This window comes from Anoxybacillus sp. FSL W8-0104 (assembly GCF_038004465.1).
Taxonomy (GTDB): Bacteria; Bacillota; Bacilli; order Bacillales; family Anoxybacillaceae; genus Anoxybacillus; species Anoxybacillus flavithermus_G.
Genome location: NZ_JBBOQU010000001.1, coordinates 2,774,818 through 2,797,001, shown reverse-complemented (window position 1 = coordinate 2,797,001; position 22,184 = coordinate 2,774,818). Strand labels below are relative to the sequence as shown.

The following is a 22,184-nucleotide window of genomic DNA, read 5'->3' as shown; positions in this document are numbered from 1 at the left end:
GAAAATATTGAAAAATTCGTGATACAATAAAAGTATTATAAGCAAAGGATGGGGAGCATTGTGGGGAAAATTATTGCGATTGCCAATCAAAAAGGCGGTGTTGGCAAAACGACGACAGCGGTAAATTTATCTGCTTGTTTAGCTCATATGGGGAAGAAAACATTGCTTGTCGATATCGATCCGCAAGGAAATGCGACAAGCGGTATTGGTGTGGAAAAACATGACATCGAACAATGTGCTTACGATCTGCTAGTTGACGAAGTAGACGTACGTCAAGTTATTCGTCCAACAAATATCGATCGTTTACATATTATTCCTGCCACCATTCAACTAGCTGGTGCCGAAATCGAACTCGTTCCGATCGTTTCGCGGGAAGTGCGCTTACAAAAAGCGTTAAGCCCGATTAAAGATGCATATGATTTTATTATTATCGACTGCCCACCTTCACTCGGATTGTTAACGATTAATGCTTTAACTTCAGCAGATACAGTATTGATCCCCGTTCAATGTGAATATTACGCATTGGAAGGACTGAGCCAATTATTAAATACAATTCGCCTCGTACAAAAACATTTAAATTCCAATTTACGCATTGAAGGTGTGTTGCTGACAATGTTTGATGCGCGTACAAATCTTGGTATTCAAGTCATTCAAGAAGTGAAGAAGTATTTTCGCGAAAAAGTGTATGAAACGATCATTCCGCGCAACGTTCGGCTAAGTGAAGCACCAAGCCACGGAAAGCCGATTATTTTGTACGATGCGAAATCGCGGGGGGCGGAAGTATACGCAGATTTTGCGAAAGAGGTGATCGCAAATGGCTAAAGGGCTTGGAAAAGGCATTCATGCTCTTTTTACTAATTTAGAAGCAGAAAAAGGGGAAACGGTTCAAGACATTGAAATTCAACAACTTCGTCCAAATCCATATCAACCGCGTAAAACGTTTCATGAACAAGCGCTAGAAGAATTAAAGCAATCCATTATGGAACATGGGATCATCCAGCCGCTTATCGTTCGCCAAACAATTAAGGGATATGAAATTGTCGTAGGTGAACGTCGCTTTCGAGCGGCACAACTAGCAGGATTAAAAACTGTCCCGGCCGTTGTACGTGAACTTTCGGATGAAAAAATGATGGAAATTGCATTGCTTGAAAATTTACAGCGTGAAGACTTAAATCCGATTGAGGAAGCGACAGCATATCAATTATTGCTTACAAAATGCAAATTGACGCAGGAAGAGTTGGCGAAACGATTAGGGAAGAGCCGTCCACATATTGCCAACCATCTACGCCTTCTTTCACTTCCAAGTGATGTGCAACAAATGATTGAAGAAGGTACATTATCGATGGGGCACGGTCGAGCATTACTTGCATTAAAAAACAAACAAAAACTTTCAGCGGTTATTGAACGAGTTATTCAACAATCGCTCAATGTTCGCCAACTTGAGGCGCTTATTCAACAATTGAATGAAAATGTTCCACGTGAAACATTGAAAAAGAAAGAAGAGAAAAATATATTTTTAACGCAAAGCGAAGCGCTGTTACGCGAACGGTTAGGAACGTCAGTATCCATTAAAAAACATCGAAAAAAAGGGAAAATTGAAATCGAATTTTTCTCTGAGGAAGATTTAACACGTATTTTACAATTGTTGAACGCATATGACGAATATATGGATGAATGAGGGATGTGAAACATTTTGGTTTTGCTCGGTACGGTTGTGAACGGCATATGTATTCTTATTGGAGCACTGTTAGGGGCCATATTTCGGAATATTCCTGAACGCATAAAATCAACGGTAATGAGTGGGATTGGGCTTTCTGTCGTCGTTCTTGGTGTCAAAATGGGATTAGAAAGCAATCAGTTTTTAATTGTAATTATTAGTTTAGTTGTCGGTGGGGTATTAGGAGAAATATGGGACATTGAAGAAAAACTCGAAAGGCTAGGGAAATGGGTGGAGAAACGAGCAGGATATGGAGCAGAAGGAGCGATTTCTAAAGGATTTGTGAGCGCTACGCTCCTGTTTGTCGTCGGTTCGATGGCCATTGTCGGTGCGTTACATAGCGGGTTAAGAGGTGATCATCTCGTATTGTATACAAAGTCGATTTTGGACGGCTTTGCGAGCATCATCTTAACCGCTACGTTTGGCATCGGTGTTATTTTTTCCGCTATTCCTGTTGTCGTTTATCAAGGCTCCATCGCCTTAATGGCTACGCAAATCGATCGGTTCATTCCGCCAAGCGCCCTTGAGGCATTTATCGCTGAATCGACCGCGACAGGCGGAATTTTAATTGTTGCGATCGGATTGAACATGTTGAATCTTACATCTGTTCGTGTAGCGAACTTATTGCCAAGCATTTTAGTCAATGCCTTGATCGTTGCGTTTATGCATGTGTTATTCGAATAACTTATATTTCAGTTCATTTGTCTGCAATGATGCAAGCCGCTGATGTTTCTTTAGTTGCATACCTGCTTCATAAATACCTGTGGCGATCGTTTCCGCCATACTCATGACTAAATGAAGTCTCGTGTTTTGTAATACGAAAAATTCCATAAATCCACTCACATTGACGATCCCAGTAATGTGAGCATCGCCGACAGACGGGAGATTTTTATTGACAGCCGCCCCTGGTTTTAATGACCCTTTTTCAACTGTGACCATCCCAACGTTTTTCACACGACCAAGGCAAGCATCGACAGCGATGATAAATGAATGTTTATGTTGTTGTTGAATATCTTTTAGTCGATCTTCTAAATTAACAGCATGAATCGGATCTTTTAACGTTCCGTACACATAAAACGGCAACGCTCCTTTTTGTTCCAGCATTGTACCGACAAGTGGTCCGAGCGAATCGCCAGTTGAACGATCTGTACCGATACACATGATGATAATTGGTGTATGTATAGAAGCTGGTAGTAAGCGTAAAATGGATGATGAAAGTTGAACTGCCGCGTTTGGCCCATCGTAAAAAAATTTATTTTGCATATGTCCGTTCCCTCCTCCGGTTAAATAACGTGGTAACAGTATACGGAAAAATGTGAATATATATACATTGGGCGATGTAGAAAGTTCGTGCGCTACAAATGTAAGCAAAATACTGTTACAATAACTTATGCGCAAACAAAGAAGCTTGTATAGGTTATTTTGCTACAGCGGAGGTGGCTTGAATGGAGCAAACGAAAAAAATATATGACCGTATTGTTGAACAAATATTAGAAGGTGACTGGCTCGTCACAGTTGGTGTTAGCTTGTTTAAAATCATAGCGATTATTTTATTGGCTTCGATTTTGTTAAAGGTGATCAAATTGACGATTACCAAATTTTTCGCCGTTCGTCAAAAGGCGCCGATTCGGTTATCGGAACGAAGAGAAGCAACGTTAATGCGACTGCTGAACAATATGGCGACGTATACCATTTACTTTATTACGTTTGTGATGATTTTAGACGCTGTAGGCGTCGATATTCGTGCGATTTTAGCGGGAGCTGGAATCGTTGGATTGGCGGTTGGATTTGGGGCGCAAAACCTTGTTCGTGATATTATTACAGGATTTTTTATTATCCTTGAAGATCAGTTTGCCGTCGGAGATTATGTGCGCATCGGAACATTTGAAGGGCATGTTGAGGAAATCGGATTGCGCACAACGAAGTTAAAAAGTTTTACAGGTGAAGTGCATATTTTGCCGAATGGAACGATTACACAAGTGACGAACTTTTCTTTGAATAATAGTGTGGCAGTTGTCGATGTAAGTATTGCGTATGAAGGTGATTTAGAGCAGGCAGAGGCTGTTATTCGCGAAGTGTTAGAGGAAATGCCAAGTAAATATGAAGACATCGTCAGTCCACCAGAGTTGTTAGGAGTACAAAATTTAGGACCGTCTGAAGTGGTCATGCGCATTACATGCGAGACGAAGCCGATGCGTCATTGGCACATCGCACGTGCGTTGCGAAAAGAGATTAAGCTTCGCTTGGACGAGCGTGGAATTGAAATCCCGTTTCCTCGTTTAGTTCTCTATAGTCGCGAACAACAAGCGGAACGTGCTTAAACAACGGAAAGGAGTGTGCTATATTGAATAAGGAGTATGGCATGCATGATATCGTTGAAATGAAAAAGGAACATCCTTGCGGTACAAATCGCTGGAAAATTATTCGGATGGGTATGGATATTCGAATTAAGTGTGAAGGATGCGGTCATAGCGTATTGCTGCCGCGAAAAGAGTTTGAGAAAAAAATGAAAAAAGTGCTCATAAAGCACGAGGAATAGACGAAGAGAGGAGTTTCATTATGGGTTTAACAGCAGGAATTGTTGGTCTTCCGAACGTCGGAAAATCAACGTTATTTAATGCAATCACAAAAGCGGGCGCTGAGTCTGCAAACTATCCGTTTTGTACGATCGAACCAAACGTTGGCATTGTTGAAGTGCCAGATGAGCGTCTAAAAACATTGACGGAATTATTTAATCCAAAACGTACGGTTCCAACTGTATTTGAGTTTACGGATATCGCAGGAATCGTGAAAGGTGCAAGTAAAGGTGAAGGATTAGGAAATAAGTTTTTATCGCACATCCGCCAAGTTGATGCCATTTGTCAAGTTGTGCGATGCTTTGCTGACGAAAATATTACGCATGTGGCGGGGAAAGTAGACCCGATTGCTGACATTGAAACAATTAACTTAGAACTTATTTTTGCTGATCTAGAGACGGTAGATAAGCGGATAGATCGCGTTGGGAAAATGGCAAAACAAAAAGATAAAGAAGCAGTATTTGAATATGACATTTTAAGTCGCTTGAAAGAAACATTCGAAGCAGGAAAACCAGCTAGAACGCTTTCATTTACGGAAGAAGAAATGAAAGTCGTGAAGCAATTGCATTTATTAACGATCAAACCGATGTTATACGTCGCTAACGTCGGAGAAGAAGATTTAGCGGATCCGAACAGCAATGAGTACGTGCAACAAGTAAAAGCATTTGCGAAAGAAGATAATGCAGAAGTCATCGTTGTATGTGCTAAAGTTGAGGCGGAGATGGCGGAGTTAGATGATGAAGAAAAAGAGTTATTTTTACAAGAACTTGGCATTGAACAATCAGGATTAGACCAACTTATTCGTGCATCATACAGCTTGCTCGGGCTTGCTACGTACTTCACAGCGGGCGAACAAGAAGTGCGGGCATGGACGTTCCGGAAAGGAATGAAAGCACCGCAATGTGCGGGAATTATTCACTCTGATTTTGAACGAGGATTTATTCGTGCAGAAACGGTATCATATGACGATTTAGTTGCGGCAGGATCGATGGCGGCTGCGCGTGAAGCAGGAAAAGTACGACTAGAAGGAAAAGATTATGAAGTGCAAGATGGCGATATTATTCATTTCCGTTTTAACGTCTAATCTTGCATATGGACGACGTTCATGATATAATCATCAAATGTGAGTAATGATATATTGCTCCTTGCTCTGTAGAGAGCCGTGTAGACCAAAAGGAGGTGACTGTGTCGTGATGAGAAAGTACGAAATTATGTACATTATCCGTCCAAACATGGAAGAAGAAGCGAGAAAAGCAGTTGTTGAACGTTTTAACAACGTTTTAACTGAAAATGGCGCGGAAATTACGAACGTAAAAGAATGGGGTAAGCGTCGTCTCGCTTATGAAATTCAAAAATTCCGTGACGGTTACTACATGATTTTAAACGTTGTTGCGAAGCCAGCGGCAGTTCAGGAATTTGACCGTTTAGCACGCATCAGCGAAGATATCATTCGTCATATCGTCGTGAAGGAAGAAGAATAATTTCCTCATGAATAGGAGTGGTTCTGATGATTAATCGCGTAATTCTCGTCGGAAGACTGACGAAAGATCCAGAATTACGCTATACTCCAAATGGAGTTGCTGTTGCCACGTTTACGCTAGCGGTGAACCGAACATATACAAACCAACAAGGTGAACGTGAAGCAGATTTTATTAACTGTATCGTTTGGCGCCGACAAGCTGAAAATGTGGCCAACTACTTGAAAAAAGGTAGTTTAGCTGGAGTAGAAGGTCGAATTCAAACGAGATCGTACGAAAACCAAGAAGGAAAACGAGTATATGTGACAGAGGTTGTCGCCGATAGCGTGCAGTTTTTAGAGCCGCGAGGTGGCGGTGAGCAACGTGGCATGGCATCAGGCAGCTATGGCGAGCCGTTTCCATTTGGATCAAATCAGAACCCGAACCAAGGACGTAACAGCGGATTTAGTCGAATTGATGATGATCCATTTGCGAACGATGGACAACCAATCGACATATCGGATGATGATTTGCCGTTTTAATATAATATTAATTGGAGAAAGGAGGATATATGATGGCAGGACGTAAAGGTGGACGCACAAAACGTCGTAAAGTTTGCTACTTTACAGCAAACGGAATTACGCACATCGACTACAAAGATGTAGACACATTAAAGAAATTCATTTCTGAGCGCGGTAAAATTTTACCTCGTCGCGTAACAGGTACGAGTGCAAAATATCAACGTAAGTTAACGATTGCGATTAAGCGTGCTCGTCAGATGGCTTTACTACCATACGTTGCGGGCGAATAAAAAGAGAAAGCAGTAAGGGGGACGGAGCCTTACTGCTTTTTGTTTTCAAGGAGGGAAAAAGATGAAAAACGCTCGTGTATTGACGGAAGGAGCGGTGCAACTTGCCATTTTTACAGTGCTCCTTTTACTTAGTTTATATATGCCGGTTTTTGGAATGGTCACTACGTTTTTTTTGGCGATCCCCTTTCTTTTATTTACGATGCGCCATACATATAAAAATGGCTTGCTTTTACTTGCTGCATCATTTGTCCCATCCATTTGGTTCGGTTCGTTTTTGTCTATTCCGATGACGTTTATGTTTGCAAGTAGCGGAGTTGCGATGGGGCATGTTTGGCGCAAAAAGGGTGGAAAATATGCTGTTTTACTTGTTGGCACACTTTCTTTTTTACTTAGTATGATTATAATTTATGCGGGCTCTGTTTTGTTTTTCGATATTCACATTGGCAAACAAATTGAAGAAATAATGCAACAATCATTTCAAAGTGCAAAAGCGGTGTTAGAGCAACTAGGACAGCCGGTAAATGAGCAGTTTGAAAAAACGATGAAACAAACGATGGACGTTGTCATCGATTTATTGCCGACTGCGTTCGTTTTCGCCGCTGCATGTTTTGCTTGGATTACTCAACAAGCTGCCTTACCTATTTTAAAACGCTTAAACATGCCGATCGGTAATTGGCAGCCGTTTCGCGAGCTCGTTTTACCGAAAAGTTTGTTATGGTACTATTTAGCGGTTATGCTTTTGTTATTTTTCCCAATCGAGCACGGTTCATTTCCTTATGTTGCGTTGCTTAATTTGTTTCAAGTTTTACAGCTACTTATGACCATTCAAGGATTTTCGTTCGTTTTTTATTGGATGCACCATAAAAAAATGGGGCGTAAAGGCGCTATTGCCATTGTCGTTCTATCGCTATTTTTCCCTTTTTTACTTCACCTCGTGCGAATATTAGGTATAATTGATTTAGGATTTGATTTACGAAAGAAGCTGAAAGATTAATGATGCAAGGAGCTGACGTTCATGTCGAGTTTATATGAAAAGCAGAGGCATCGCTATCCCTTGTATGTTTTAATCGGTATTACGTTTGTACTGCTTATCATTGTTACGTATTTTGAATGGATGATTGGGATAGTCGCTGCTGTGCTCCTTGGCCCTACGTTATTTCACGTATTTCGATCGTATAAAGTTGCTCAAGAGGAAATTGAAGATTACATTTCTACTCTCTCTTACCGGATAAAAAAAGTTGGGGAAGAAGCGTTAATGGGGATGCCAATTGGTATTATGCTCATTAACGATGAGTTAGAAATTGAATGGACGAACTCTTTTTTATCTTCTTGTTTCGGAGTGGATACGCTCGTTGGACAATCATTATATGATGTTGCTGAGCAACTCGTTCCACTCATAAAAACAGAGGCAACAGAAGAAGTCATTACATTTCGTGATCGAACGTTTAAAGTCATTATTCGCCGAGAAGAACGATTGCTTTACTTTTTTGATATTACCGAGCAAGCACAATTAGAGCAAAAATATGAGCAGGAAAAAATCGTATTAGGTGTCATTTTCCTTGATAATTACGATGATGTGACGCAAGGGATGGATGATCAAACGAAAAGCCAACTCAATAGTCAAGTGACATCCATCTTAAATAGATGGGCGAGCGAATATGGTCTATTTTTGAAACGGACATCATCGGACCGCTTTGTTGCTGTGTTAAACGAACATATTTTACAGCAACTCGAAAAAAATAAATTTTCTATTTTAGATGAAGTGCGTGAGCAGACAGCGAAAAATCATGTGCCGTTAACACTAAGTATCGGAATAGGGACAAACTCCCCGTCTTTGCCAGAACTCGGTACGTTAGCACAGTCTAGTTTAGATTTAGCGCTTGGACGCGGTGGTGATCAAGTCGCGATTAAACAACCGAATGGAAAAGTAAAATTTTATGGTGGCAAAACGAATCCGATGGAAAAGCGGACAAGGGTTCGAGCTCGCGTTATATCACATGCATTGAAGGAGCTCATTTTAGAAAGTGAACAAGTGTTTATTATGGGGCATAAATATCCTGATATGGATGCGATCGGTTCGGCGATCGGTATTTTAAAAGTGGCTCAAATGAATGAGAAAGAAGCGTTTATTGTTATTGATACGAGCCGAATTGATTCCGGTGTACAACGATTGCTTGAAGAAGTGAAAAAGCAAACGGAGCTCTGGTCGCGGTTTATTTCCCCCGAGCAAGCGTTAGAGTTGGCGACAGAAGATACGTTGCTTGTTGTCGTAGATACGCATAAACCTTCGCTCGTTATAGAAGAACGGTTGTTGTTACGATTAGATCGGGTTGTTGTGATTGACCATCATCGTCGTGGCGAAGAGTTCATTGAAGATCCGATTCTCGTATATATGGAGCCATATGCTTCGTCTACATCAGAGCTCGTAACAGAATTGTTACAATACCAACCAAAGCGTTCAAAATTATCTATGCTCGAGGCAACAGCTTTGCTAGCAGGCATCGTTGTCGATACGAAAAGTTTCACATTACGCACAGGATCAAGAACGTTTGATGCAGCTTCATATTTACGCGCACAAGGGGCGGATACGACACTTGTCCAAAAACTGTTAAAAGAAAATATTGAGCATTACATTAAGCGTGCTAAAATAATTGAGAACGCTATCATTGATGAGCACGGGTTTGCGATTGCAAAGGGAAGCGCCAATGAAACATATGATCCCGTTTTAATTGCTCAAGCAGCGGATACGCTATTATCTCTAAATGGTGTTGTCGCTTCGTTTGTTATTTCGAAGCGAAACGATCAAATGATCGGAATTAGTGCCCGTTCGTTAGGAGATGTGAATGTGCAGTTAATTATGGAAAAACTTGATGGTGGTGGTCATCTCACGAATGCGGCCACTCAGCTTGCCAATATTACAATCGATGAAGCAGAAAAGCGATTGAAGGAAGCCATTCGAGAATATATTGCAGGAGGTAAGGACACATGAAAGTGATCTTTTTAAAAGATGTGAAAGGAAAAGGAAAAAAAGGGGAAGTAAAAAACGTTGCTGATGGTTATGCGCAAAACTTTTTATTTAAACAAGGATTAGCGGTCGAGGCAACCCCAGCCAACTTAAAAGCATTAGAAGCGCAAAAAAATAAACAAAAGAAAGAAGCGGAAGAAGAGTTAGCGCGAGCGAAGCAACTGAAAGAAAAAATTGATACGTTAACCGTCGCATTGTTTGCGAAAGCTGGTGAAGGTGGTCGTCTATTCGGTTCAATTACGAGCAAGCAAATTGCGGAGGCGCTTCAGCAACAACATGATATTAAAATTGATAAACGAAAAATTGAATTAGATGACGCCATTCGAGCGCTTGGCTATACAAATGTACCAATTAAACTTCATCCAGAAGTAACTGCTACATTAAAAGTACATGTACAAGAGCAAAAGTAATGAAATGTGATTTTATGCCGGATTTTTTCCGTGCATATAATCACATTTTTCTTATGAGAAAGGACGGTGAGCGTACATGACAGACATATTTGCTGATCGACTCCCCCCACAAAATATCGAAGCTGAACAAGCTGTGCTCGGAGCGATTTTACTAGAGCCATCCGCGCTCACAACCGCTTCAGAAATATTAATTCCCGAAGATTTTTATCGAGCGGCACATCAAAAAATTTTCCGAACGATGTTACAACTATCTGATCGTGGCGAGCCCGTTGATTTAGTGACGGTTACATCGGAACTAGCAGATGCAAATGCGCTTGAAGAAGTAGGAGGCGTGTCATATTTAACAGAACTTGCCAATTCCGTTCCAACAGCGGCGAATGTGCACTATTATGCAAAAATTGTAGAAGAAAAATCCATTTTGCGCCGTTTAATTCGCACGGCTACATCGATTGCTCAAGACGGTTATACGCGTGAAGATGAAGTCGAAGATGTGTTAAATGAAGCTGAACGTAAAATTTTAGAAGTATCGCAACGAAAAAATACGACGGGATTTCAAAATATAAAAGATGTGCTTGTTCAAGCGTATGACAACATCGAAATGCTTCATAACCGAAAAGGTGAGATCACGGGAATTCCAACAGGTTTTATTGAACTTGATCGAATGACAGCAGGATTTCAACGAAGCGATTTTATTATTGTTGCTGCTCGTCCGTCTGTCGGGAAAACAGCGTTTGCATTAAATATTGCCCAAAATGTGGCGACACGTACAGGTGAGAACGTGGCCATTTTCAGCTTAGAAATGGGAGCACAACAGCTTGTGATGCGTATGCTTTGTGCAGAAGGAAACATTAATGCGCAAAACTTGCGGACCGGCAAACTTACGCCAGAAGATTGGGGAAAGTTGACGATGGCGATGGGAAGTCTTTCGAATGCTGGTATTTTTATTGACGATACGCCGAACATTCGTGTTAGTGAAATTCGTGCCAAATGCCGTCGCTTAAAACAAGAACAAGGACTTGGTATGATATTGATCGACTACTTGCAGCTCATTCAAGGAAGTGGACGCAATCGTGAAAATCGTCAACAAGAAGTATCGGAAATTTCCCGCTCGCTAAAAGCGCTAGCTCGTGAATTAGATGTTCCTGTTATCGCTTTATCTCAGCTTTCGCGTAGCGTGGAGCAACGTCAAGATAAGCGACCGATGATGTCTGACTTGCGCGAATCGGGAAGTATTGAACAAGACGCGGATATTGTTGCTTTTTTATATCGTGATGATTATTACGACAAAGAATCAGAAAACAAAAACATTATCGAAATTATTATTGCGAAACAACGGAACGGTCCTGTTGGTACTGTACAACTTGCTTTTGTAAAAGAGTACAACAAGTTTGTCAACTTAGAGCGCCGCTTCGATGATGCAAACGTTCCACCTGGAGCTTAATTTATACGAATAAAAAACATAAATGAATATATAAACGTTCGGTTTTTTATTGATTTTTCGTAGTTGATTTGGTACACTTACTATGTTTGGAATTGATGAAGCGGAGGTGCTCGCTATGTCTTCAGTTGTTGTTGTTGGAACACAATGGGGCGATGAGGGAAAAGGAAAGATTACAGACTTTTTATCACAGCATGCAGAAGTGATTGCGCGATATCAAGGTGGAAATAACGCCGGACATACGATTGTATTTAACGGCGAAAAGTATAAATTACATTTAATCCCTTCTGGTATTTTTTATAAAGATAAAATTTGTGTGATTGGAAATGGAATGGTTGTCGATCCGAAAGCGCTCGTGCAAGAATTAGCGTATTTGCATGAGCGTGGTGTAAGCACAGACAATTTACGCATTAGCAATCGCGCACATGTGATTTTGCCTTATCATTTAAAGCTTGATGAAGTAGAAGAAGAACGAAAAGGGGCTAACAAAATCGGAACGACGAAAAAAGGCATTGGCCCTGCTTATATGGATAAAGCGGCACGTGTCGGCATTCGAATCGCAGATTTGCTCGACCGCGAAGTGTTTGAAGAAAAATTAGCGCGCAATTTAGCAGAGAAAAATGTGCTTTTTGAAAAAGTGTACGGTGTTGAAGGATTTAAATTAGAACACATTCTTGATGAATATTACGAATATGGACAGCAAATTGCCAAATATGTTTGTGACACATCTGTCGTATTAAACGATGCACTTGATGAAGGGCGACGCGTTTTATTTGAAGGCGCGCAAGGCGTTATGTTAGATATTGATCAAGGAACGTATCCGTTTGTTACGTCATCAAATCCTGTTGCTGGTGGGGTTACGATTGGTGCAGGTGTTGGTCCGACAAAAATTAAACATGTTGTTGGTGTAGCTAAAGCATATACAACACGTGTTGGTGACGGTCCGTTTCCAACAGAGTTAAACAACGAAATTGGTGATCGCATTCGTGAAGTAGGTCGTGAATACGGAACGACAACCGGGCGTCCACGCCGTGTCGGTTGGTTTGATAGCGTCGTTGTTCGTCATGCGCGTCGTGTTAGTGGAATTACAGATTTATCATTAAACTCGATCGACGTGTTAACAGGTATTGAAACGTTGAAAATTTGTGTTGCTTATCGTTACAAAGGACAAATCATAGAGGAGTTTCCGGCGAGTTTGAAAGTATTAGCGGAATGTGAGCCGGTATATGAAGAATTGCCGGGATGGACGGAAGATATTACGGGTGTAAAAAGTTTAGACGAGCTTCCAGCTAATGCACGTCGTTATGTTGAGCGCATTTCGCAATTAACGGGTATTCCGCTTTCGATTTTCTCGGTCGGACCAGACCGCTCTCAAACGAATGTTGTCCGCAACGTATATGCATAAGAAAAACGTCGATGACTCGTTCGTCGGCGTTTTTTTAAAAAAACTATTGTCTTATTACTAATTATATAATAGAATAATAGATGTCTGTTGAAATACGGTTCCGTGGTGTAGGGGTTAACATGCCTGCCTGTCACGCAGGAGATCGCGGGTTCGAATCCCGTCGGAACCGCCATTTTTATTGAAATAGCAATGCGATAAAAATTGGGAAGTTAGTTATACATATGGCTCGGTAGCTCAGTCGGTAGAGCAAAGGACTGAAAATCCTTGTGTCGGCGGTTCGATTCCGTCCCGAGCCACTTGCAAGCATAGATACGTATATGTGTCTATGCTTTTTTGTTTTATAATGGTGACATGGTACACTATATGTAAATATGCCTTTGGGGAGTGAACGTACATGGAAAAAAAAATTTTAGTTGTCGACGATGAAAAGCCAATTGCTGATATTTTGCAATTTAATTTAAGAAAAGAAGGGTACGACGTACATTGTGCATATGACGGTGTAGAAGCGCTGCAAAAAGTAGAAGACATTCAACCGGATTTAATTTTATTAGATATTATGCTACCTCAAAAAGATGGCATGGAAGTATGTCGTGAAATTCGTAAAAAATACGATATGCCTATTATTATGCTAACAGCAAAGGACTCTGAAATAGATAAAGTGCTTGGGCTAGAACTTGGCGCAGACGATTACGTGACGAAACCATTTAGCACACGCGAGCTGTTAGCGCGCGTCAAAGCGAATTTACGTCGCCACCAACAAAGACAAGAACAAGATGTAAAAGAAATGAGCGAAATAAAAATTGGTCCGCTCACGATTCACCCAGATGCTTACACGGTATCGAGACGAGGAGAACAAATTGAGTTAACCCATCGAGAATTTGAACTACTTCACTATTTAGCAAAGCATATCGGACAAGTGATGACGCGCGAACATTTACTGCAAACGGTATGGGGATATGACTATTTTGGCGATGTGCGTACCGTGGATGTCACCGTTCGACGTTTGCGTGAAAAAATCGAAGATAACCCTTCGCACCCGACATGGATTGTAACAAGACGAGGGGTCGGGTATTACTTACGAAATCCGGAACAGGAGTAACCGCATGAGAAAAGTGAGCATATTTCAATCGATTCATGTGAAATTTGCCTTGATTTACATTTTACTTATTTTAATTGCGATGCAAATTATTGGGGCTTATTTTGTACGTCAGTTGGAAGCGCAGCTTGTTGAAAACTTTAAAAATTCATTAAACGAGCGCGTTATTTTACTTGCTTATAACATTGAACAAGAAATGAACAAAGAACGCGATAAAAAGAGTCCGACGATCGAGGAAGAAATTCGTTCTATTTTACAAGACTTCGTTTCGCAAGATATTTCCGAAGTGCGCGTCATTGATCATAAAAGTAAAGTGTTAGGGACATCGAACCCATATAATCAAAATATTGTCGGAAAGCGCATGACAGACTTATTAATTAAACGAACGTTAGTGGCCGGTGAAATGACAGAAAAAATGCGCGTTGACCCGAAAACAGGTCATCGCATGTATATTTCTTCTACGCCTATTAAAGTGAAAAATGAAATTAAAGGGGCGATTTATGTCATCGCCTCGATGGAGAACGTTTTTGCGCAAATGAGGCAAATTAATAACATTTTAGCGACTGGAACGGGCATTGCTTTAGTCATTACGGCGTTATTAGGCATTTTATTAGCACAGACGATTACACGACCAATTTCAGATATGCGTAAACAAGCATTGGCAATGGCAAAAGGTAATTTTTCTCGAAAAGTAAAAGTGTATGGATACGATGAAATTGGACAACTCGCGCTCAGTTTTAACAACTTAACGAAAAAATTGCAAGAAGCGCAAGCAACGACAGAAGGAGAGCGACGTAAATTAGAATCGGTATTAACACATATGACAGATGGGGTTATTGCAACAGACCGAAAAGGACGAATCATTTTAATTAACGATGCCGCCCTCAACATTTTAAATGTTTCACGTGAAACAGTGCTTTCAGCACCGATTGTGACGGTATTAGGATTAGATGAACAATATACGTTCGAAACGTTAATTGAAGAACGTGAAACGTTAATTTTAGACTTTAGTACGGACGACGAAATGTATATTTTGCGCGCTTCTTTATCTGTCATTCAAAAAGAAAAAGGGCTTGTGAATGGCTTAATTGTCGTACTGCATGACATTACAGAGCATGAAAAAATTGACCGTGATCGTCGCGAGTTTGTAGCCAATGTGTCCCATGAATTGCGAACGCCGTTAACAACGATGCGCAGTTATTTAGAGGCACTGGCGGACGGAGCGTGGCGAGATGAAGAAATTGCTCCGAGATTTATTGAAGTGACACAAAACGAAACAGAACGAATGATTCGTCTCGTTAATGATTTGTTACAGCTTTCTAAGCTCGACAGTAAAGACTATAAATTGAAAAAAACACGTGTACATTTTATTCCATATTTCCATAAAGTCATTGATCGATTTGAATTAACAAAAAAAGAAAATGTTTCGTTTGTTCGTGACTTTCCAGATGAAAAAATAATTGTTTATATGGATGAAGATAAAATTACTCAAGTGCTTGATAATATTATTTCGAACGCGCTTAAATACTCGCCACAAGGCGGAACAATTACGTTTCGTGTTGAAAAAGTAGAAGATTACATTCAAGTAAGTGTGAAAGATGAAGGAGTCGGCATTCCGAAATCCGATTTATCGAAAATTTTTGAGCGTTTTTATCGTGTCGACAAGGCACGTTCGCGTAAGCTCGGCGGAACAGGATTAGGTCTTGCGATTGCAAAAGAGGTTGTCGTTGCACATGGTGGGCGTATTTGGGCAGAAAGTCAAGAAAGAAAAGGGACAACCATTTACTTTACTTTGCCGATTGAACAACAGAAAAAAGGATGAAAACGATGAAATACGAAACGATCAAGTCAATTGTATTGACGATTCTTGTATGTACGAGCGTTTTTTTAACGTGGAGTTTATGGACGTATCAACCGAAATATGATTTCATCGAAAACGCAAAATACATTCAAAATGTTCCTGTCAGTAATGTCGCCGTTGATTATGGCACAGTCATTCAGCCTCGTTATATTTTCATTCATAAAAATGAACAACATTATGGGATAACACATCATTCGGACATTTATAAATTTATGAAAGAGATGAAAAATTGGACATTCGATCATTTCGAAAACATATCAAGCACGATAAAGAAAGAACAATTTCTTTCCTTTATCCGTGGAAAAGGAAAAATTGAAATTATTTATCCCGATGACATACCGATTGAAATGTATCGAACGATGTTTCAGTTTGAAGATCAAGATGTCGAAAAAGTTCAGTTCGATCGCATCATCATTCCGATGAATGAAAACGAAGGAGAGGTGACTGTCTATTTCGTATCTGTCAATGAAAAGCGTATATATAAAGCGGTTGTTCAAGATGCAGCAATCGAAAATTTGAAACAAACATATTATGCGCGGGCAGAACGTTATACCCCGTTTTTATCTTATGACATTAGCGAAACAAAATCGTTGTTTTTACCAGCGCGTCCGCTCGTATTAAACCGATTGCAATATTATATGGATGAGTTAAGTACAGATCGTTTTAAAGATGCATTATTTACAGACCCAAGTTTTGTGAAAAAAGATGTACTCGATTTTGGCGAGGAATACACAGATGGATCACGCTTAATGGACGTTGATTTATCTAAAAAATTACTGTTGTACGTCAATCCAGCAGCTCGTGGTGAAACACAAACGTTTGACCCAACTATTTTGCAAAAAAGTATTGATTTTGTGAACGATCATGGCGGTTGGACAGACACGTATTATTTTGATCGCTTAGACGAAAACGGGAGAAAAGTAACTTTTCGTTTGTTCGCCAATGGCTACCCTGTATTTAATCGTTACGGAATGGCGGAAATTGTGCAAATATGGGGGGAAAACGAGATTATAAATTACCAACGTCCGTTATTCACATTAGCGATTCCCGACCGCGTGAGTTTGCCAATTACACTTTCGTCTGGATACGAAGTCATCGATCAGTTGAAAAAACAAAAAAATATTCAACATGAATTTATTGACGACATTTCAATTGGCTACGAACTTGTTCGCGATTCAGAGCGAGAAAATATCGTCGTTTTAGAACCATCTTGGTATTGTTTGTATAACGGAACGTGGCGGAAAATTGTGATGACGACAGATGAACGAAGAGGGGATATCATTGGATTGGAGTAAAACGAAAACCATTTTTATTATTACATTCCTCATTCTTGATATATTTTTAGGTTATCAATTTATCCAGAAAAAAAATAGTAGCCAGCTTGATGTCATTTTAGAAGCGACAATCGAGGAACAGCTCGAAGCGGATGGCATTACATATGTCGATTTACCAAAAGAGATCACAAAATCGACATATGTGAGTGGGAAAAGTAAAACATTCACAGAAGATGAAGTGAAAAAATTAACGAACCAACAAGTCGAAGCTGCAAATGAAACGGTGCTACAAGCCCATTTTATTAAACCCATTCCCCTACAAGACCCGAAAGATGGCTATCGGTTAACGGAATTTTTAAAGCAAAATATAATTGCTGGTGATCAATATACGTTTTGGAAATATGATGAGCATTTACAAGCGCTCATTTATTTTCAGCAATATGACGGAAAAACAATTTATAAAAATATGAGCAGTCACTACCGTCGCATAAATGATGTCTGAATTTTCAGTTTTATTTTTTCTGGACTTTAGAGAAAAAACGAAAACACCTAAGCGAGGGTAGTATACATCCATTTTTTTACTATAACCTATGACTTGTGCAACAACGACTGGCAAACCTTTATGGGACGCTGTTTCCTTCGATTTTTCGTAACCAAATGTGAGCGGATTTCCACAAAGAAGCCTTCAAATAGCGACTAATTTGTAAGTAACTGCGTTCGCTATTCGTGTTCAACTGAGCTAAAACATTCAGACAGTACACTATCATGGCTACGTACACTTGATTATGTACAGCTTGTTCACTGTGACCAAAAAACTTTTTAATGTTCAGATGTTGTTTCATCCATTTGAAAAAAAGTTCGATTGCCCAACGTGATTGGTAGATTTCTGCAATTTCATCTGCGTCAATGTCAAACCGATTTGTCAGTAAATGAAGCTTATTTCCTTTTGTATCTTGCAATTTGAGTAAGCGAAACACGTTTTCAGAACGATTTTGTGGTGTTCCAATGACAACCATTTCATCAGAGAATACGGGTGAATCTTCTGGTAACGAAAAGGATTCTAACACTCGGACAACAGCGTTTTTACGCAAACGGGTCACAAAGAAATAGCCATCTTCCGTCATTTGATCAAAGCGCCTATAATCCAAGTAACCACGATCAAACACGTACATGCATTCTTTGTCATCCACGAATACTTCTAGTTGACCACGATCATGTTCGTTGGCATTCGTGAGTACGGCTTTATCTGGATAGGAGAGTCCTTTTTCCATAAAAACAAGTCGTAAGTGAAGCTTTACTCCTGATTTTGTCTTTCGAAACTCTGCCCACTTATGATTGGTCAAATTAAGCGGTAATGTACTCGAATCAATGATTTTCAAAGGCGTTGTCACTTTTCTTCTTGTTTGGAAATTGGTTTTCCGATGAATTTGTGCCACTAAATCGAGAAAAATCGTTTGAAAGAACTCAGTTGGGATGGTATTGATTCGTCTCCCTAACTGTGAAAAACTAATCGATTCCAATCCCGTTGCTCGTTGTAATTCTTCTAAAAAGACAGCGTCACTCAACGCCCGTAAACTCTCGGTTTCATGGAGTTGGGCATACAAAAGCAGTTTCATAAATGAAGCCATATAAAGTTTCTTGGTATAGTGATTTAATTGATGTGTTTTCACTAGGTCGTCAAATAATGGACGATTAATCGGTGAAAACCATTGTTCAAATGATGTTTTTCGTGTAAACTTATCCATGGTTTTGTCCTTTGTATTGGATTTGGATGGTTTACTACCACCCAACCATTATAAAGGATTTTTTTGTGTTTGGATTATATTTCAGAAAATTCGGTTTATTTAAAGGTGTTAAATTATTTTAATGCGACACTAGTGATGAGCAGTATGTTACTTATTTATGTGAACGACAAAAATGAGATGGTCGGTTATGAACAAACATTGCTCATCGACTTAGAAAAGGATGAGAAAAAGCAAGAGATTTTACCAGCGATTAAAGCGTTAGAAACGTTGTATAAACGAAATTACTTAAAGCCGGGCGATCGAGTAACAAAAATCGATCTTGGCTATTATGCACTTGTCCAATTTACTGCTTCGCAAGTATTAACACCGACGTGGCATGTTGTTGTGAATGGAGAAACGGATTATTATGTCAAATGCATTTGAAGGACAAGTGATTAGTGATGAAAATAAAGTGTTGGAGTGAATTAGATGAGGTTTAGCGTTCTAGCAAGTGGTAGCACAGGAAATGCCTTTTATGTAGAAACGGAACGTGAACGATTGCTTGTTGATGCTGGATTAAGCGGGAAACAATTAGAACAACTATTTGCCGACATTGATCGTCATATTGAAGATATAACCGGTGTTTTAGTAACGCATGAACATAGCGACCATATTAAAGGACTAGGTGTGATCGCCCGTAAGTATTGCCTCCCGATTTATGCGAATGAAAAAACGTGGAGAGCGATGGAAAGTCTTATTGGTGATATCCCATCTGAACAAAAATTTATTTTTCCGACAGGTTCTGTTCGTACGTTCGGAGATTTGGATGTGGAATCGTTCGGTGTGTCTCACGATGCTGCAGAGCCGATGTTTTATGTGTTTCATTATGAAGGAAAAAAGTTAGCTCTCATTACAGATACAGGATATGTGAGTGAACGCGTGAAAGGTGTCATTCGGCATGCCGATGTATTTGTATTTGAAAGTAACCATGATGTAGAAATGTTACGTATGGGAAAATATCCTTGGAACATTAAACGGCGTATTTTAAGCGATGTTGGACATGTATCGAATGAAGACGCAGGTCTCGCTCTAGCAGATGTCATTGGTGACAAAACAAAGCGCATTTATTTAGCGCATTTAAGCCAAGATAACAATATGAAAGAATTAGCACGCATGACGGTCGCTCAGACGCTTGAAAGAAAAGGGATCATTGTAGGGGAATCTTTTCAACTGTACGATACAGATCCGGCTCGTCCAACGGAGCTTATTTCTGTATAAATTTCATCGTTTTTTCACCAATATATTGTATGTATATCATTAGATTAGGTAGTTAGGAAAAAAGAGTATTATAATGAAAAAGGGAGCAACATGTTATAAAGAAAGGATGGGTGAAAGATGGGTTATTATGATGATCATTATGAACATATTCGTCAAAAACAAAAAGGAAATCGTAGAGGAACGTTCTTAGCAGGTTTTGTTGGAGCTGTATTAGGTGGAATGCTTGTTATCGTTGCCGTTCCTTCTTTAGTGAAATGGGATGTCTTGCCTTATGAGCTCGAACAAACGGAAGAAAAACAAGTGACTGTAACAGAGCAACCAAAAGTAGATAAAAGTGTAGCTGTCGATGTTGTGACTCAAGTAACAAAAGCGGTGAATAGAGTATCGGATGCTGTTGTTGGCATTGTCAATATTCAAGAGGCGAGCTTTTGGTCGGAAGGTGGAGAAGCAGGAACTGGTTCGGGGGTCATTTATAAAAAAGAAGGAAATAAGGCATATATCGTAACGAACCATCACGTTATTGAAGGTGCAAGTCGTGTGGAAGTAAGTTTAAGCGACGGAGCAAAAGTACAAGCGCGCCTGCTTGGAAGCGATGTGTGGACGGATTTAGCTGTATTAGAAATCGATGCGAAACATGTCACAAACGTAGCCGAATTTGGCAACTCCGACGTCGTAAAAGTAGGAGAACCGGTCATTGCGGTCGGAAACCCACTTGGCTTGCAATTTGCAGGTTCTGTGACACAAGGAATTATTTCTGGCGTAAATCGTACAATCCCAATTGATATTGATCAAGACGGTATTCCGGATTGGCATGCAGAAGTACTACAAACAGACGCTGCCATTAACCCAGGAAACAGTGGGGGCGCACTCGTAAATATCGAAGGTCAAGTCATTGGAATCAACTCGATGAAAATTGCCCAAGAAGCTGTGGAAGGAATCGGATTATCGATACCGATTAACTATGCCAAACCAATTATTGCGGATTTAGAGAAGTTTGGGCAAGTTCGCCGTCCGTATATGGGCGTAGAATTGCGCTCGTTAAGTGATATTCCAGCCTATCATTGGCAACAGACGCTTCATTTGCCTCCTAACGTCACGGAAGGAGTAGCTATTTTACAAGTCGAACCGGGATCACCAGCTGCCCAAGCTGGTTTGCGTGAATTTGATGTCATTGTGGCATTAGATGACGAAAAAATTGCCGATGTGATCGCGTTAAGAAAGCATTTATATAATCGCAAACAAATTGGCGATACGATGAAAGTAACATTTTACCGTGATGGCAAAAAGAAAACAGTCACATTGAAATTAGCAAAACATTCGTTATAATGAAACGTCAGGGAATTCCCTGTCGTTTCATTCATGAATAAGGAGTGATGCATTGTGTGGAAATGTTGTGAACAACATGTTGAACTCGCTATTGATATGTATGTGGATGAAAAACAACAAGCACCTGAAATATCAACAATTTCTGTGGATAAAAAAGAAGAAATATGCGATTTTTGTGAACAACGCGCTGTATATATAGTAGGGAACTAATGTTTCTACACAATATGTGGATTCGTGTTGTGGATATGTGGATAAAACTTGTGGATATTATGTTTGTAAAGTGGGGATCACTTGTGAATATATACATTATTGCCGTGGGTAAGTTAAAAGAGAAATATTTAAAACAAGGCATCGAAGAGTATATGAAGCGCTTATCAACATATGCGAAAATGGACATCGTTGAAGTAGCTGATGAAAAAGCGCCAGAACAGTTAAGCGAACAACAAATGGAGCTCGTCAAAAAGAAAGAAGGCGAGCGTATTTTAGCAAAAGTTACGGATGACATGCATGTGATCGCCTTAGCGATTGAAGGAAAAATGATGTCTTCTGAGCAGTTCGCTCAAACGCTTGATCGGTTAGCGACATATGGAAAAAGCAAAATTGCTTTTGTCATCGGTGGGTCGCTCGGCTTAAGCGATGACGTCATGAAACGGGCAAACGAATCGCTTTCGTTTTCAAAAATGACCTTTCCACATCAACTCATGCGTCTTATTTTAACCGAGCAAATTTACCGCGCATTCCGTATCAATCGCGGAGAACCGTATCACAAGTAAAATAAGCGGCCGA

24 protein-coding genes, 2 tRNA genes and 1 pseudogene are annotated in these 22,184 nt (G+C 40.0%); 25 read left to right on the top strand and 2 right to left on the bottom strand.

The genetic code is table 11. From position 1 onward, the window contains the following. Nucleotides 1-60 precede the first annotated feature (60 nt). The 3 genes from NST18_RS14945 to NST18_RS14935 are packed head-to-tail and all read left to right on the top strand — an operon-like array spanning nt 61 to nt 2,401. Nucleotides 61-822 (top strand): ParA family protein, encoded by a 762-nt coding sequence (locus NST18_RS14945; RefSeq protein WP_004893255.1) that lies wholly within the window; start codon nt 61-63, stop codon nt 820-822. Then, entirely contained in the window at nt 815-1,678 is an 864-nt protein-coding gene (locus NST18_RS14940) for a ParB/RepB/Spo0J family partition protein (RefSeq protein WP_004893254.1), read from the top strand. The genes NST18_RS14945 and NST18_RS14940 overlap by 8 nt, the downstream gene beginning before the upstream one ends. Nucleotides 1,679-1,693: 15 nt before the next feature. Further along, nucleotides 1,694-2,401, top strand: a complete 708-nt coding sequence (locus NST18_RS14935) for a DUF554 domain-containing protein (protein WP_004893252.1) — start codon at nt 1,694-1,696, stop codon at nt 2,399-2,401. Here the strand turns inward: NST18_RS14935 and yyaC are convergent. Further along, a complete protein-coding gene (yyaC, locus tag NST18_RS14930) occupies nt 2,390-2,980 on the bottom strand; it encodes a spore protease YyaC (RefSeq protein ID WP_004893248.1) in 591 nt (196 codons plus the stop codon). The two genes, NST18_RS14935 and yyaC, sit on opposite strands and share 12 nt — an antisense overlap. A gap of 182 nt (nt 2,981-3,162) precedes the next feature. Between yyaC and NST18_RS14925 the strand changes: the two genes are divergently transcribed. The 17 genes from NST18_RS14925 to NST18_RS14845 all read left to right on the top strand — a co-directional run bounded on the left by NST18_RS14925 (nt 3,163) and on the right by NST18_RS14845 (nt 17,572). Next, complete coding sequence (locus tag NST18_RS14925; protein WP_064213887.1) at nt 3,163-4,038, top strand: mechanosensitive ion channel family protein; 876 nt, start codon at nt 3,163-3,165, stop codon at nt 4,036-4,038. A gap of 41 nt (nt 4,039-4,079) precedes the next feature. Continuing rightward, the gene (locus NST18_RS14920) at nt 4,080-4,256 is read left to right on the top strand and encodes a DUF951 domain-containing protein (protein WP_194947791.1); all 177 of its coding nucleotides are present in this window, start codon (nt 4,080-4,082) and stop codon (nt 4,254-4,256) included. A 20-nt stretch (nt 4,257-4,276) separates the two neighbouring features. Further along, nucleotides 4,277-5,377, top strand: coding sequence for a redox-regulated ATPase YchF (gene ychF, locus NST18_RS14915; protein ID WP_004893236.1), 1,101 nt, complete (start codon nt 4,277-4,279; stop codon nt 5,375-5,377). A 109-nt stretch (nt 5,378-5,486) separates the two neighbouring features. Continuing rightward, complete coding sequence (gene rpsF / locus NST18_RS14910; RefSeq protein WP_004893235.1) at nt 5,487-5,774, top strand: 30S ribosomal protein S6; 288 nt, start codon at nt 5,487-5,489, stop codon at nt 5,772-5,774. A gap of 26 nt (nt 5,775-5,800) precedes the next feature. Continuing rightward, nucleotides 5,801-6,292 (top strand): single-stranded DNA-binding protein, encoded by a 492-nt coding sequence (gene ssb, locus NST18_RS14905; protein ID WP_004893233.1) that lies wholly within the window; start codon nt 5,801-5,803, stop codon nt 6,290-6,292. Between the two features lie 29 nt (nt 6,293-6,321). Continuing rightward, entirely contained in the window at nt 6,322-6,561 is a 240-nt protein-coding gene (rpsR, locus tag NST18_RS14900) for a 30S ribosomal protein S18 (protein ID WP_004893230.1), read from the top strand. 61 nt (nt 6,562-6,622) lie between these two features. Next, nucleotides 6,623-7,555, top strand: a complete 933-nt coding sequence (locus NST18_RS14895; protein WP_004893228.1) for a YybS family protein — start codon at nt 6,623-6,625, stop codon at nt 7,553-7,555. A gap of 21 nt (nt 7,556-7,576) precedes the next feature. Next, the gene (locus NST18_RS14890; protein WP_004893225.1) at nt 7,577-9,550 is read left to right on the top strand and encodes a DHH family phosphoesterase; all 1,974 of its coding nucleotides are present in this window, start codon (nt 7,577-7,579) and stop codon (nt 9,548-9,550) included. Beyond that, nucleotides 9,547-9,996: a 50S ribosomal protein L9 gene (gene rplI / locus NST18_RS14885; protein ID WP_004893223.1), complete on the top strand. Its 450-nt coding sequence runs from the start codon at nt 9,547-9,549 to the stop codon at nt 9,994-9,996. The genes NST18_RS14890 and rplI overlap by 4 nt, the downstream gene beginning before the upstream one ends. Before the next feature lie 76 nt (nt 9,997-10,072). Next, a complete protein-coding gene (gene dnaB, locus NST18_RS14880) occupies nt 10,073-11,437 on the top strand; it encodes a replicative DNA helicase (RefSeq protein ID WP_004893221.1) in 1,365 nt (454 codons plus the stop codon). A 115-nt stretch (nt 11,438-11,552) separates the two neighbouring features. After that, the gene (locus NST18_RS14875) at nt 11,553-12,839 is read left to right on the top strand and encodes an adenylosuccinate synthase (protein ID WP_004893216.1); all 1,287 of its coding nucleotides are present in this window, start codon (nt 11,553-11,555) and stop codon (nt 12,837-12,839) included. A 96-nt stretch (nt 12,840-12,935) separates the two neighbouring features. Further along, nucleotides 12,936-13,011 (top strand) — tRNA-Asp (locus tag NST18_RS14870). 51 nt (nt 13,012-13,062) lie between these two features. Then, a tRNA-Phe gene (locus NST18_RS14865) sits at nt 13,063-13,135 on the top strand. A gap of 98 nt (nt 13,136-13,233) precedes the next feature. Further along, nucleotides 13,234-13,938: a response regulator YycF gene (yycF, locus tag NST18_RS14860; protein ID WP_004893214.1), complete on the top strand. Its 705-nt coding sequence runs from the start codon at nt 13,234-13,236 to the stop codon at nt 13,936-13,938. 4 nt (nt 13,939-13,942) lie between these two features. Next, on the top strand, nt 13,943-15,757 hold the full coding sequence (walK, locus tag NST18_RS14855; protein WP_004893213.1) for a cell wall metabolism sensor histidine kinase WalK: 1,815 nt from the start codon (nt 13,943-13,945) through the stop codon (nt 15,755-15,757). A gap of 5 nt (nt 15,758-15,762) precedes the next feature. Beyond that, the gene (locus tag NST18_RS14850; RefSeq protein WP_080601182.1) at nt 15,763-17,091 is read left to right on the top strand and encodes a YycH family regulatory protein; all 1,329 of its coding nucleotides are present in this window, start codon (nt 15,763-15,765) and stop codon (nt 17,089-17,091) included. Further along, the gene (locus tag NST18_RS14845) at nt 17,078-17,572 is read left to right on the top strand and encodes a two-component system regulatory protein YycI (protein WP_340721608.1); all 495 of its coding nucleotides are present in this window, start codon (nt 17,078-17,080) and stop codon (nt 17,570-17,572) included. Before NST18_RS14850 ends, NST18_RS14845 begins: the two co-directional genes overlap by 14 nt. A 118-nt stretch (nt 17,573-17,690) precedes the next feature. Here NST18_RS14845 and NST18_RS14840 read toward each other — a convergent pair whose 3' ends face one another. Continuing rightward, nucleotides 17,691-18,815, bottom strand: coding sequence for an IS4 family transposase (locus NST18_RS14840; protein WP_064221133.1), 1,125 nt, complete (start codon nt 18,813-18,815; stop codon nt 17,691-17,693). Between the two features lie 138 nt (nt 18,816-18,953). Here NST18_RS14840 and yycI point away from each other — a divergent pair. From yycI to rlmH, 5 genes and pseudogenes are all read left to right on the top strand, one after another. Next, nucleotides 18,954-19,278, top strand: a pseudogene (yycI, locus tag NST18_RS14835) (two-component system regulatory protein YycI); the annotation flags it as partial. A 5-nt stretch (nt 19,279-19,283) separates the two neighbouring features. Then, a complete protein-coding gene (locus NST18_RS14830; RefSeq protein ID WP_004893210.1) occupies nt 19,284-20,072 on the top strand; it encodes an MBL fold metallo-hydrolase in 789 nt (262 codons plus the stop codon). 117 nt (nt 20,073-20,189) lie between these two features. Then, entirely contained in the window at nt 20,190-21,398 is a 1,209-nt protein-coding gene (locus NST18_RS14825) for a S1C family serine protease (RefSeq protein ID WP_004893207.1), read from the top strand. A gap of 54 nt (nt 21,399-21,452) precedes the next feature. Further along, nucleotides 21,453-21,608: a CxxH/CxxC protein gene (locus NST18_RS14820; RefSeq protein ID WP_004893206.1), complete on the top strand. Its 156-nt coding sequence runs from the start codon at nt 21,453-21,455 to the stop codon at nt 21,606-21,608. Between the two features lie 83 nt (nt 21,609-21,691). Next, nucleotides 21,692-22,171, top strand: coding sequence for a 23S rRNA (pseudouridine(1915)-N(3))-methyltransferase RlmH (gene rlmH / locus NST18_RS14815; protein ID WP_192949113.1), 480 nt, complete (start codon nt 21,692-21,694; stop codon nt 22,169-22,171). Nucleotides 22,172-22,184 lie beyond the last annotated feature (13 nt).

Bases quoted from the DNA above. Each gene is read 5' to 3' on its own strand.
- dnaB (WP_004893221.1), top strand. From the start codon at position 10,073: ATGACAGACATATTTGCTGATCGACTCCCCCCACAAAATATCGAAGCT.
- NST18_RS14925 (WP_064213887.1), top strand. From the start codon at position 3,163: ATGGAGCAAACGAAAAAAATATATGACCGTATTGTTGAACAAATATTA.
- rplI (WP_004893223.1), top strand. From the start codon at position 9,547: ATGAAAGTGATCTTTTTAAAAGATGTGAAAGGAAAAGGAAAAAAAGGG.
- NST18_RS14830 (WP_004893210.1), top strand. From the start codon at position 19,284: ATGAGGTTTAGCGTTCTAGCAAGTGGTAGCACAGGAAATGCCTTTTAT.
- NST18_RS14825 (WP_004893207.1), top strand. From the start codon at position 20,190: ATGGGTTATTATGATGATCATTATGAACATATTCGTCAAAAACAAAAA.
- walK (WP_004893213.1), top strand. From the start codon at position 13,943: ATGAGAAAAGTGAGCATATTTCAATCGATTCATGTGAAATTTGCCTTG.
- yyaC (WP_004893248.1), bottom strand. From the start codon at position 2,980: ATGCAAAATAAATTTTTTTACGATGGGCCAAACGCGGCAGTTCAACTT.
- NST18_RS14920 (WP_194947791.1), top strand. From the start codon at position 4,080: ATGCATGATATCGTTGAAATGAAAAAGGAACATCCTTGCGGTACAAAT.
- NST18_RS14895 (WP_004893228.1), top strand. From the start codon at position 6,623: ATGAAAAACGCTCGTGTATTGACGGAAGGAGCGGTGCAACTTGCCATT.
- ychF (WP_004893236.1), top strand. From the start codon at position 4,277: ATGGGTTTAACAGCAGGAATTGTTGGTCTTCCGAACGTCGGAAAATCA.
- yycF (WP_004893214.1), top strand. From the start codon at position 13,234: ATGGAAAAAAAAATTTTAGTTGTCGACGATGAAAAGCCAATTGCTGAT.
- ssb (WP_004893233.1), top strand. From the start codon at position 5,801: ATGATTAATCGCGTAATTCTCGTCGGAAGACTGACGAAAGATCCAGAA.
- NST18_RS14875 (WP_004893216.1), top strand. From the start codon at position 11,553: ATGTCTTCAGTTGTTGTTGTTGGAACACAATGGGGCGATGAGGGAAAA.
- NST18_RS14890 (WP_004893225.1), top strand. From the start codon at position 7,577: ATGTCGAGTTTATATGAAAAGCAGAGGCATCGCTATCCCTTGTATGTT.
- NST18_RS14840 (WP_064221133.1), bottom strand. From the start codon at position 18,815: ATGGATAAGTTTACACGAAAAACATCATTTGAACAATGGTTTTCACCG.
- rpsF (WP_004893235.1), top strand. From the start codon at position 5,487: ATGAGAAAGTACGAAATTATGTACATTATCCGTCCAAACATGGAAGAA.
- rpsR (WP_004893230.1), top strand. From the start codon at position 6,322: ATGATGGCAGGACGTAAAGGTGGACGCACAAAACGTCGTAAAGTTTGC.
- NST18_RS14940 (WP_004893254.1), top strand. From the start codon at position 815: ATGGCTAAAGGGCTTGGAAAAGGCATTCATGCTCTTTTTACTAATTTA.
- NST18_RS14850 (WP_080601182.1), top strand. From the start codon at position 15,763: ATGAAATACGAAACGATCAAGTCAATTGTATTGACGATTCTTGTATGT.